This window comes from Vibrio sp. E14, assembly GCF_020515785.1.
In the GTDB taxonomy this organism is placed as follows: Bacteria; Pseudomonadota; Gammaproteobacteria; order Enterobacterales; family Vibrionaceae; genus Vibrio; species Vibrio diabolicus.
The window spans coordinates 1-11,173 of record NZ_JAHPJI010000001.1; the positions used below are offsets into that span (position 1 = coordinate 1).

Here is an 11,173-nt window from a genome sequence, read left to right on the forward strand (position 1 = left end):
AATATCGCTTTCAAGTTTTCTTTTTAATTAAGATAACTGAAGGCAAAACTAAAAATTAGCATCGATAGTATAAGACTAAGTTTTAGTGACAATTTATGGAGAGATGGCTGAGTGGTTGAAAGCACCGGTCTTGAAAACCGGCATACGTTAATAGCGTATCTAGGGTTCAAATCCCTATCTCTCCGCCACCTTTAAAAAACCGCTGTTCTTACAGCGGTTTTTTTGTATCTGCTGTTTTTTAACAGCTGTTATCGAAAACTTCTAATTGGCTTTTCTCCGGCCCTTTCTCTAAGTTCTTTAGCGTACTCACTTTGGGTGTAGTTTACGCAGTAATATCTTCAATCGAAGACATTTCCATAGGTCATTTGGGCTTTAAGTAGAGCTTTGTTAAGTCTCAACGTGGGATGCTTAAAAGCATTTTGATAGAGTTTCAGTCTAAATACTGCTGACGTACTTGGAGAAAAAATGAAGCTACTTTACTGGTTAGATGAATGGCAAGCGCTTACTCAAAAAGAGCAAAATGCTGCTTTACCAATTTCTGGCTACGATTTACTTGATGATGTTTTTGTGAAGTATGAATTCGTCGATCTTAACAAGCCATTGTTGTTCACATTTTCTCCTTCCGGTACTGATGCTCAGGTACAAGACTTAACTCCGGATTTTTCTCCTTGGGGCTACGACCTCGGAATACAACAACAAGTAAATATTATTGCCTTTCAACATTTAGGTAAAAGCAATTGGTTCCGTAGCCGGAATTTGATTTTCTTTCTGGAGCAGTTGTCTGAGTTGCTTAAGCCCTTCAAATGTCGTTTGGGTTATGGGCAGAGCCGAGGTGGTTTTGCTATTGGCGCATTCGCTGACTTACTGAAGTTGGAGCGTCTTTTGTTGTTTTATCCTGTTAGCACAAAAAATAAAGCGTTAGTGCCATGGGATGATCGGTCGAGCACTGAGCTTGCTCAACAGTTCGATTGGGAAAGCGGCTACCATGATCGAAATTTGGGCAATGCCAAAGGTTACATTATTTATGACCCCACCAATCGTATTGATCGTCTTCATGCTGAACGTTATCCAGAGCTTACTCATTTAAAAGTCGTCGGTATGGGGCACGGCACTCAATCCACACAATTAGATAAATTAGAATTTTTTAATCTGGTGGCGAAGGAGTTTGTTCGTCATCAAACCATAGATATTGACCAATTTAATAAGCAAATTCACGCTTTGTTTTAAAAGAGGACTGATATCAGAGTCCCCTGTAATTAGGGGGAGATGATCACACACTAAAAACTAGATTTTTAACACAATTGCTAGGCGCAATTTAGATGGAGGATTAATGAAGTTACTGTACTGGTTGGATGAATGGCTGGCTCTTTCTCGTGAAGAACAGCAAACCAGGCTACCGATGTCCGGGGAGGACTTACTTGATGATGTGTTTGTTAAGTATGAGTTTGTCGACCGCAATAAACCGCTGTTGTTCACCTTTTCCCCTGCTGGTACGAATCTACAAGTACAGGACTTACACTCAGACTTTGCGCCTTGGGGCTATCGCTTAGCCCAGAAACAAAAAGTAAATATTATTTCTTTTCAGCACCTTGGGAAAAGTAACTGGTTTCGCAGCCGTAATTTGATTTTCTTTCTAGAGCAGTTATCGACATTACTTGAGCCTTTTGAATGCCGTTTAGGTTATGGCCTTAGCCGCGGTGGTTTTGCTATTGGCGCTTTTTCCAATCTATTAAAGTTGGATCAAGTATTGATGTTTCACCCGGTCAGTACAAAAAACAAAGTGCTAGTGCCATGGGATGACAGGCCAAGTACTGAACTTGCCCAACAATTTGATTGGGAAGGAAAGTACCACGACCTCGACCTTGGAGATGCAAAAGGTTACATCATTTATGATCCAACCAATGAAATCGACCGCCTTCACGCCAAACGCTACCCAGAGCTCACTCACTTGAGAGTCTTCGGTATGGGACATGGTACCCACGCGACGTATTTGAATAAATTCGGTTTTTATAAGCAAGTGGCTGTAGACTTTATACGTTATCAGAAGATAGATATAGCGCAGTTTCGTCATCAGACCAAAACGCTGCGATTAAAAGAAGATTACTATCAGTGCCTTAACAAGGCGAATGCGAGTTCACAGCATCGTTTGAACTTACTGAGTACCGCTCATAATGTGTTAATTGAAGAAAAGAAAGAACATGTGAAGGAGCATCAAGCGCAAATCGATATTCAGCCACTTGTTGATATTGCGATGAAGCATGAGCATGATAATCCGCAAGATGCATTACAACTTTTGGAAGTGGCTCAGCAGTTAGTTCCGAATGACCCCGTTGTGGAGCACAAGTTGCAGCAACTGTCGTAGGCGAGTAATGCAGACTGGCATTTTGAATTTGGTCAGTGGCTTTTGTCGCTGGCCTTTTTAAGAGCTTATGGGTTGATATTTCGATGAAATTTAATGAAGCAGTACAAAATAAAAAGCCCAAGCAAATGCTTAGGCTCAACGAGTATTAATATGAGTTTAAAACTCTTTTGGCGCAAAGCCTGTCATGACATCGAGGCGAAGCTCTTTACCAACTTTTGTTAGTGGGTGAACGATTACTAAGCCGCGTACGCGTTTTTTCAGTTTGCCGATGTCCGCTTGTTCTGCTTTGGTGATTTCACGAGAGAATGGCATATCAAGTAAGCTTTTACGTTCTTTGTTCAGCTCATAGTTTTGCTTATGCTTTAACTGATTAAGCTTTTTGGTTAGCTGTTCTACTTCATCCGTGAACTTTGTAATCATTTCGTGATCACCACGAGAACGTGCCGCATCAAGTTTACGTTGGCATGTATCTAAACGGTTGTGCAGCTTTTGAATATCAGTTTTTATGCTCATGGTAATTTGGCTCAAATTTTAAATAGTCGAGAAGTATAGCATAGCTGAGATCACACGCTCTACTATACTTCTCGATTGTCTGGCTTTAGTTAATCAGTTCATTGCCCGATACGTTACCAGAGAAGAAGGTTTCGACGTTATCAAGGGTCACAGAGGCAATATTATTAAGTGCTTCGTGAGTCAAGAATGCTTGGTGGCCAGTAAACAGCACGTTATGACAAGCCGATAAGCGACGGAAAACATCGTCTACGATGACATCGTTAGATTTATCTTGGAAGAACAAGTCTTTTTCATTGTCATACACGTCTAGACCAAGCGCGCCAATCTTACCTTGTTTCAATGCTTCTATCGCTGCTAGTGAATCCAGCAACTCGCCTCGACTAGTGTTAATGATCATCACACCATCTTTCATTTGTGCGAAGGCTTTTTCGTTCAATAGGTGATAGTTTTCTTCACTCATTGGACAATGGAGAGAGATAATATCCGCACTAGCGTAGATTTCTTCAAGCGAACAGTAACGCGCTCCCATTTCTAGTGCTAATGGATTTTCGTAAGGATCATAGCAAAGCAGCTCCATGCCAAGCCCTTTGAAGATACGCATCGTCGCGATACCAATCTTACCTGTACCAATGACACCAACGGTTTTTCCGTAAAAGTTAAAGCCAACTAGGCCCTCTAGCGAGAAGTTGGCGTCACGTGTACGTTGGTAGGCTTTGTGGAGGCGACGATTTAGGCACATCATCAAACCGACTGTGTGCTCTGCCACCGCCTCTGGTGAGTAAGCTGGAACTCGAACTACTTGTAAGCCAAGTTCTTTAGCAGCTTGTTGATCCACTTTATCAAAACCCGCGCAGCGCATGGCAATAAGCTTAGTTCCGCCTAGAGAAAGCTGTTTAAGAACGGGAGCTGAAAGGTCATCATTGACGAAAGCACACACGACATCGCAACCATGTGCCATTTTGGCGGTTTTTTCGGTTAGCCGGAAGTCGTGATAGTGGAATTCAAAATCTCGGTTATTTTTAATTTTATTAAAAGAGGCCTCGTCGTAGGATTTTGCACTAAAAAAAGCAATATTAATCATGGTTCCCTCTCAAAAAGTGCGGACTTTATAAATAAATATACTTATAAAGTAATGCAACTTCGCCGGAATGAATAGAGAAATCTTCTCTTTAACTTTTGCCATATCAAACAACGATAACGATCACGCCTTTCAATGAGTATTATCTTACGATTCTGCACTTGTGCGTTCATCACATTAGCTCCTGGGGTAATACAGGTTTTACTCTAGATACTGTTTGCTTTACGGGCGCTAACTGACTAGCATAATCGCTCTTTTCTTGTTCACTTTAGTTAGGTTAGGCGTTCCGGCAATGTCAGTAAAATGGTGCTCTATGTTCTTGTGTTGCGTATTGGCTTCTGGCGTCCATGCAGCTGTAGATTTTGTTAAAGTCGACAAGTCAAAGCGTCGAATGTATTTAATGGAACAAGGCACAATACTAAAAGAATACCGCATTGCTTTAGGAGCGAACCCTAAAGGGCATAAACAAGAAGAGGGAGACAATCGTACACCTGAGGGCGAATACACCTTAGATTACGTTATAGAAGACTCTGCTTTTTATCGTTCTGTGCATATTAGCTACCCTGATGCGATTGATACGTTGGAAGCGAAGCGCCGAGGTGTGTCCCCAGGAGGGAACATCAAAATTCATGGTTTAAAAAACGGTGAGAGCCAGTTGCCGATTTATATCCAAAGCTTTGATTGGACCAATGGATGTATTGCGATTACCAATGAAGAGATGGATGAATTTATCCAGCTTGTAGAGATGGGGACACCAATTCAGATTGAGTGGTAACGAAATGGTGCCTCTAAAGCTCAAGGTGGTATGTGCTATGGCATAAAGCGTTGTGGATGATCACTGAATATACCGTCTAACTGAGGTAGGTACTTCAGTTTGTTTGGATTGTTCACTGTATAACACATCACTTTGTAACCCGCCTGCTGGAGTTTGTTTATTTGGCGCGAGCGAACCCAGTTAATGTTTAGGTTGCAGCTATAGGCGTTAACTTCTTCCAAAAGGCGTTTATCTTTTCTCGTTAAGAATTCACTCAATACACCTAATCGATACTCATTGCAGTATTTATGCAGCGCTCTAATGACATCATGACTAAAACTGGAGAGTAGTACCTTCTCTTGCGGCATGGGACTTTTTGCTAGTACGTTTGCGAGAATTTGTGCCACTTCTTCTGCTGGGTGGCGATCTACCTTAACTTCAATATTCAAGTTAAGCTTATGCTCAGTAGCTAAAGTGAGCAGCTCATCTAATGTCATGATTTTCTCACCTGAAAAATCTGCGCTGAACCAGCTACCAAAATCCAACGCCTTTAACTCTTCCAGAGTCAGTTCATCTATACGCCCTTGTCCATTACTGCATCGATTTATGGTGTGATCATGGCAAACCACTAAAACATTATCTTTGGTCGGTTGTACATCAACTTCAACCCAATTTAATCCGAGGTCAATGGCGGCCTGAACGCTCACTTTTGTATTTTCTGGGTATGAGCCAGCAACACCACGATGACCAATTACTAATGTTTCCATGTTCTTCATCTTCTGCTTTGTGATGAGCAGATTGTACTCGTTTTTTGCTTTGAAGATATACCTCAAGGTGCATGTTGTAAGATCGTCTTAATAAAAGCTACATCGCCCATTCGTCAAGGTAGGTCGTTGGAAGCACTCCTGTCGAATCATGAACCAAAGTTGGACTTTTATTCTCCTGCCGCTCATTTTTAAAGAGCAAGGTAGTTGCGAGTGCATCATGGTTATCGGGAGAGAGAAATATGAAGATCGGTGTTATTGGTGCAGGAGCTGTTGGTGTGGGAGTATGTAATTACTTACTCACTCTGGGTGGTATTAGTGAGCTTGTTCTACTTGATAAAAATTTAGAACGTGCCGAGGGTGAAGTGTTTGATTTTCGTCACACGATGGCACTGACTTTTTCAAAAAACACACGCATTATGCCGTCGGATGATTACTTAGATTTACTCGAAGCCTCTCTTGTTGTTATCACCGCTGGTACGCAGATTAAACAAGGACAAACTCGTTTAGATATTGCTGAGGTTAATGCTCAAATTGGAGTTGATATTGCGCGTCAAATAGAACGCGTAGCGCCAAATGCGGTGTTGATTGTTGTGTCAAACCCATGTGATATCGTGGCGCACTTTATTGTCACCAACACCGGTTTTGAGCCTAGTAAAGTTATTAGCAGTGGCTGTGTAGTTGATACCGCTCGTTTAATGAGTATTGTTGCTGGCCGTGTAGACCTAGACCCGAAGAACGTGTTTGGTTATGTATTAGGAGAGCATGGTAGCCATTGCTTTACTCCTAAGAGCTTAATTTCTATCGCTGGGCAACCGGCCGACTATTACTGCGATACCCATAACATTGAGAGAATTGATCCGCACGCACTTCTTGAGGCGGTGAAACAGGCGGGATACGAAATCTTTCGGCGTAAGCAGAACACCGTTCATGGCATTGCCGCCAGTGTCTTTCGAATCATTCAAGCTGTGACGATTAACGAACGATCGGTGTTGCCCGTCGGTACGATGATGTCGGGGCAATATGGTTTGCATGATGTTGTTCTCAGCCTACCTATGGTTATTGGAAAAAGCGGAGCAAATTCAGTTCTGATGCATCCCTTCACTGAAGAGGAGCTTGTCACATTAAAAACGATCAGCACCCATTTAAAACACATCGTGGAAAATGTCGCTAAGCAGACGAATCTAATGCCCTGATCTACCCTCATTATCAGGTGCTAGTTAACTTAGCACTCCGGTCTACTGCTATAGAGCTATTTGTACTAAAGCCCTAGGATGTGTAGTTGTTTAATTTGTAAATGAGTAATAGAATGCGAACCATTTTTATTTGAATGGTGAGTGGTAATGTCTCGAGTTTTGATAGTGGATGATGACGTTCCTTTGTGTGAGCTATTAGAAGCAGTTTTGCAAGAGGAGGGCTATATTGTCTCTTCTGTACATTGCGGTGAAAGTGCTTTGCAATATATGGAAAAAACGCCGGTAGATCTTGTACTGCTTGATGTCATGTTACCAAACCTTAACGGCATGCAAGTTGCCCGTAGAATCTGTCAACGCTTCGCGACACCTATTCTAATGCTTACTGCTCTTAATGATGAAAACTCGATGCTTGATGGCTACCAAGCGGGAGCCGATCAGTACATAGGAAAGCCTTTTAATGTTGCTGAGCTTCTGATGCGCATCAAAGCGATTCTTCGTCGTGTTGGTTTAGAGCGCCAACGTCAGGCGATGTGCAGTACCGTTCAAACGATCAGTGCTCAGCTCAATAGCTTACCACTCACAAGCACGGAAGCCGAATTACTGAGCTATTTAGTCAAAAACCAAGGTGTGGTGATTTCAAAAGCGGAACTCCAAACCGAAGTATTAAAGAAAGAGCTAAGCCCTTTTGACCGCAACCTTGATATGCACATCAGTAATATACGTCGCAAGCTAGTAGAAGCAGGGCTCTCTAAGCAACATATCAAAACCTTCCGTGGCAAAGGTTACAGCTACCTAGAGGCTGTAAACAATTAATGAAGCTCACGTGCCCACCTTTTATCGCGAAACGTAAAGATAGCTTAGCGTTTAAGTTGTTTAGTTATATGACTGCAATTGTGATAAGTATTTTGGTCGTACAAGCAATGGCTGAGCAAGCTCTCGTGAAAGCCATGCTAAAAGTGCCGGACAGTGTGCGAGAAGAAATGCTCGATCTTGCACATCAAGCCAATGTGCTGATTGAGCACGGAGATATGGACGAACTTGCGGATTGGGCGAACGCGCAAAACTTTTATCTGTTTGTGTTGAATGAGCACCAGCAACCCGTCACTCACCGTTTAATGCATCCACACTTCGAGTTCAAACTTCAATTTAAAAGAAGTATTGATGATCAACTTGAGGGAAAGGTAAATCGCCCGATTATCAATATCCCTTTGGTAAAAGATAATAGCTTGGTAATTCAACTGCCACATCGACTGCATCCCGCACATGACTTCATTTTATATTTCTCTATTCTCAAAGTGGTGATTGCGGTAGTTATTTTGGCGTTGTTCTCATTGCTAATGGCACGCAACTTACAACAGCCGCTTGATCGCTTAAGAGAGGCAAGCAAAAAGCTATCTAACGGTGACTTTAATGTCAGTGTGGTGAAAGAGTTAAAATCGAATACGCGCGAGTTTAACGAGCTGGCGCAAGACTTCGACCACATGACACAGCAAATTCATTCTCTTGCCGAAAAGCAGCGATTGCTTATAAGAGATGTCTCCCACGAGCTCCGAACGCCGTTAGCAAGACAGAATTTAGTTCTACACCTTTTGCGGAAGCGAGTTGGGGAGAACGAGCAAAGCTTGGTGACCAGGTTAGAAGACGAAGCTAAAGAGCTAAACCATTTGATAAGCGATATCTTGGAGTTCAGTCGCTTGGAAAATGCGCGTTTCGACAAAGGTGCGAAACGCCGTGATTTAGAGGTGTTGCTCGCACCGCAAGTAGAGCGGTGCAAAATCGATTTAAAACCAGAACAAACATTGTCATTCCGTTCAGAAGCAACATGCGCCAAAGCTTTTTGCGAAGAAACGCTCATCATTCGTTGTTTGAATAACCTTGTTGGAAATGCCATCAAATATTCAGGGCAAGCATCTCAGATAGAAGTTTCTCTGGCTAATCATGTCAAAGATGGGCAGCAATTGATTTCCATGTCTGTATCCGACAATGGGCCAGGTATTCCAGAGAACAAGTTGGTCGATATTTTTGACCCGTTTACTCGCTTAGATGCATCAAGAGATAAGAAGCTTGGCGGCTATGGTTTAGGTCTCGCGATTGTCAAAGAATCCATGCGCATTATGGGTGGATCCGTTACGGCGAAAAATCGTGAACAAGGAGGTCTGAGTGTTACTTTGGTGTTCAAGCAGTAAGTATGGTTAAGTCTTATTAACTGTGATATTTATCACGTTATTGTGGCTCATCATCAGAGAGTACTTTACAAAAGTTTGCAAATGCAAAGAATGTAAATTTAATGCAAATGGTAATACTTATCACTTATATTCACCCGCGAAATAATTAAGAGGGAATCGCATTCAACAAGCATGTGACCCGAAAAATAATAATCGGAGTGAAAGGATATGTTTACTAAGAGCCATTTGGCGCTAGTGATCGGTGCGGTGTTAGCAACACCTGCAGTGGCGGACGTTCAAACAGACGAACATGTAGTTGTAGAAGGTCGAGAGTTCGGCTACAAGGCGGATACAAACAGTACAGCAATGCGCATGGAAATGACGCAGCTGGAAACGCCAGGACAAGTAGCGGTTATCGATGAAACGGTAATTGATGAGCAGCGTGCAAGTACACTTGGTGAAGTGCTACGTAACGATGCAAGTGTTAGCGCGGGTGGTACAAGCCGTAACCGCGAACGTTTCTCTCTACGTGGTTTTGAACTTAGCAGTTCAGACGGTTTTCTTCGTGATGGCCGTCAACACTGGTCACACTACCGTCAGCCAATTGAGCTTTTAGAGCGTGTTGAAGTGCTTAAAGGTCCATCAGGCTTGCTATACGGTAAATCTGAGCCGGGTGGCTTGGTAAACATGGTTTCGAAAAAACCAACAACTCAAACACAAGCTAGTTTGAGTCAAGATCTAGGTTCGAATGATCACTCACGCACGGTGCTTGATGTGAGTGGCGCGCTAAATGATGCAGAGACACTGCGCGCGCGCGCAATTTTTGCCAAAGAAAGCTACGGCTCTTGGCGCAGCTACGGCGATGGTACCGAGCCAGAAACGGATCGTACGGTTGCGGGCCTAGTGGTTGAGTACGACATCACCGACAACTTTATGGTGTCAGCGCATTACGATCGCACGAAAGACGATGGTAGCGTGGATTCTGGTGCTTACATTGTGGATGGTAAAGCGGTTCGCGGTGACAAGCACATCTGGGATGCCCAGTGGTCAAAGATTGACAACGAAGTAGAAAACTACGGTATCGATATTAATGCTCAAGTGACTGACAATGTAAACGTAAAAGCGGGTTACAACCGTCAAGACTTTAAGCGTTTTGATGTAGAGTCTTACCCAGGTTTCGATACTTATGACCAAGATACTAAGATCGACCATTCTGGTAACGAACGCAAAGATAATTGGGTGTTTGATACTGCATATATAGATGTGACGACGGACTTTTCTCTGTTTGGTACAGATAACACGTTTTTGGTAGGTGCGAACTATCTAGAGTATACCTATGACCGTTTCCAAAAGTATTACAACCCTATAAGTATAGAAGCTGGTCAGTCAGTGCCTCGTCCTGGCTACTCTGGGAAAGTTAAACAGTCCACAAGCGAGCACGACACTTGGGGTATCTACGCGCAAAACATGATGACGATTAATGATTACTGGCAAGTGCTTGCAGGTGTTCGTTATGACGAAAAGCGTGATGATGACCTGACTGAAAACCAGGTTTCTCCAAAATTTGGTGTAATTTTCCACCCAGCGACGAATGGCTCGGTTTACGTTCAGTACTCTGAAAGCTTTATGCCGCAAGGTGAAGTCAGCAGTGGTCGTGGCAAAACTTACGTGAACGATGGCGAGAAGCTAGATGCAGAGCGCGGAATTTCTTATGAAATCGGTACGAAGTGGGAACTGTTTGATCAGCGCTTATTTGTATCAGGTGCTGTGTTTGATATCACATTAGAGAACATGTCGCTAGATGTTGAAAGTGGTAAAGATGCTAGTAATAAGGTTCTACATAAGAAAACTCAAGGTGGTGAGCAAGTACACAAAGGTGCTGAGCTAATGGCCCAAGGTTTTGTGACCCCTGAGTTGTCGCTAACCGCTTCTGCAATGTATTTGGATGCAGAGTTGACGAAAGCGGATAAAAAATTCGAGGGTAACCGCCCTGTAGATGTGCCAGAGTTCTCGGCAAGTCTATGGTCTAGCTACAAGGTTCAAGACAATACGAACCTAAACCTTGGTTTGATTTATGAAGGTGATCGCTACGGTGATGCAAAGAACACCTTCAAGAAAGATGGCTACGCTCGCGTTGATATGGGCGTGTCATACAAACATAAGTACGATGAAAACTTGGATATCATTGCTCGATTCAATGTCGAGAACTTATTCGATACCGACTACTTCGCAGGTGGCGGTAGCACGAATAGCGAGCAAAAAGGTGCGAGTGGGGTTGTGGTTGGAGAAGACCGCAACTACATGGCAACAATCCAGTTCAAGTACTGATAACAATTTGATT

Annotated in this window: 10 protein-coding genes and 1 tRNA gene; 8 read left to right on the forward strand and 3 right to left on the reverse strand. The window is 42.9% G+C overall.

Annotation, left to right across the window (positions count from 1 at the left end; translation table 11 throughout):
* Window positions 1–97: 97 nt before the first annotated feature.
* From LIX84_RS00005 to LIX84_RS00015, 3 genes are all read left to right on the forward strand, one after another.
* Window positions 98–188: transfer RNA gene (locus LIX84_RS00005), tRNA-Ser, on the forward strand.
* Window positions 189–465: 277 nt separating this feature from the next.
* Window positions 466–1,227: a cytosolic protein gene (locus tag LIX84_RS00010; protein ID WP_193448158.1), complete on the forward strand. Its 762-nt coding sequence runs from the start codon at window positions 466–468 to the stop codon at window positions 1,225–1,227.
* A gap of 103 nt (window positions 1,228–1,330) precedes the next feature.
* Window positions 1,331–2,362 carry a cytosolic protein gene (locus LIX84_RS00015; RefSeq protein ID WP_104970313.1) on the forward strand — a complete coding sequence of 344 codons (1,032 nt, stop codon included), beginning with the start codon at window positions 1,331–1,333 and terminating at the stop codon, window positions 2,360–2,362.
* 156 nt (window positions 2,363–2,518) lie between these two features.
* Here LIX84_RS00015 and LIX84_RS00020 read toward each other — a convergent pair whose 3' ends face one another.
* Together LIX84_RS00020 and LIX84_RS00025 are read right to left on the reverse strand one after the other, a co-directional pair.
* Window positions 2,519–2,875, reverse strand: a complete 357-nt coding sequence (locus tag LIX84_RS00020; protein WP_005374274.1) for a YibL family ribosome-associated protein — start codon at window positions 2,873–2,875, stop codon at window positions 2,519–2,521.
* 85 nt (window positions 2,876–2,960) lie between these two features.
* Window positions 2,961–3,956, reverse strand: a complete 996-nt coding sequence (locus tag LIX84_RS00025) for a 2-hydroxyacid dehydrogenase (protein ID WP_230417831.1) — start codon at window positions 3,954–3,956, stop codon at window positions 2,961–2,963.
* Window positions 3,957–4,245: 289 nt separating this feature from the next.
* Here LIX84_RS00025 and LIX84_RS00030 point away from each other — a divergent pair, with 289 nt between their 5' ends.
* A complete protein-coding gene (locus tag LIX84_RS00030; protein WP_048624649.1) occupies window positions 4,246–4,728 on the forward strand; it encodes a L,D-transpeptidase family protein in 483 nt (160 codons plus the stop codon).
* Between the two features lie 35 nt (window positions 4,729–4,763).
* Here the strand turns inward: LIX84_RS00030 and LIX84_RS00035 are convergent, their stop codons facing one another.
* Entirely contained in the window at window positions 4,764–5,474 is a 711-nt protein-coding gene (locus LIX84_RS00035) for a glycerophosphodiester phosphodiesterase family protein (RefSeq protein WP_104972991.1), read from the reverse strand.
* Between the two features lie 239 nt (window positions 5,475–5,713).
* Between LIX84_RS00035 and LIX84_RS00040 the strand changes: the two genes are divergently transcribed.
* From LIX84_RS00040 to LIX84_RS00055, 4 genes are all read left to right on the forward strand, one after another.
* Window positions 5,714–6,667, forward strand: a complete 954-nt coding sequence (locus LIX84_RS00040; protein ID WP_226420293.1) for a lactate/malate family dehydrogenase — start codon at window positions 5,714–5,716, stop codon at window positions 6,665–6,667.
* A gap of 147 nt (window positions 6,668–6,814) precedes the next feature.
* On the forward strand, window positions 6,815–7,480 hold the full coding sequence (locus LIX84_RS00045) for a response regulator transcription factor (protein ID WP_005393531.1): 666 nt from the start codon (window positions 6,815–6,817) through the stop codon (window positions 7,478–7,480).
* A complete protein-coding gene (locus LIX84_RS00050) occupies window positions 7,480–8,853 on the forward strand; it encodes a sensor histidine kinase (RefSeq protein ID WP_005393533.1) in 1,374 nt (457 codons plus the stop codon). Before LIX84_RS00045 ends, LIX84_RS00050 begins: the two co-directional genes overlap by 1 nt.
* 207 nt (window positions 8,854–9,060) lie before the next feature.
* Window positions 9,061–11,160: a TonB-dependent siderophore receptor gene (locus LIX84_RS00055; protein ID WP_193448163.1), complete on the forward strand. Its 2,100-nt coding sequence runs from the start codon at window positions 9,061–9,063 to the stop codon at window positions 11,158–11,160.
* Window positions 11,161–11,173: the final 13 nt, after the last annotated feature.

What these genes read in the sequence shown, in the direction of transcription:
- LIX84_RS00010 (WP_193448158.1), top strand. Translation starts at nt 466, where the DNA reads ATGAAGCTACTTTACTGGTTAGATGAATGGCAAGCGCTTACTCAAAAA.
- LIX84_RS00015 (WP_104970313.1), top strand. Translation starts at nt 1,331, where the DNA reads ATGAAGTTACTGTACTGGTTGGATGAATGGCTGGCTCTTTCTCGTGAA.
- LIX84_RS00020 (WP_005374274.1), bottom strand. Translation starts at nt 2,875, where the DNA reads ATGAGCATAAAAACTGATATTCAAAAGCTGCACAACCGTTTAGATACA.
- LIX84_RS00025 (WP_230417831.1), bottom strand. Translation starts at nt 3,956, where the DNA reads ATGATTAATATTGCTTTTTTTAGTGCAAAATCCTACGACGAGGCCTCT.
- LIX84_RS00030 (WP_048624649.1), top strand. Translation starts at nt 4,246, where the DNA reads ATGTCAGTAAAATGGTGCTCTATGTTCTTGTGTTGCGTATTGGCTTCT.
- LIX84_RS00035 (WP_104972991.1), bottom strand. Translation starts at nt 5,474, where the DNA reads ATGGAAACATTAGTAATTGGTCATCGTGGTGTTGCTGGCTCATACCCA.
- LIX84_RS00040 (WP_226420293.1), top strand. Translation starts at nt 5,714, where the DNA reads ATGAAGATCGGTGTTATTGGTGCAGGAGCTGTTGGTGTGGGAGTATGT.
- LIX84_RS00045 (WP_005393531.1), top strand. Translation starts at nt 6,815, where the DNA reads ATGTCTCGAGTTTTGATAGTGGATGATGACGTTCCTTTGTGTGAGCTA.
- LIX84_RS00050 (WP_005393533.1), top strand. Translation starts at nt 7,480, where the DNA reads ATGAAGCTCACGTGCCCACCTTTTATCGCGAAACGTAAAGATAGCTTA.
- LIX84_RS00055 (WP_193448163.1), top strand. Translation starts at nt 9,061, where the DNA reads ATGTTTACTAAGAGCCATTTGGCGCTAGTGATCGGTGCGGTGTTAGCA.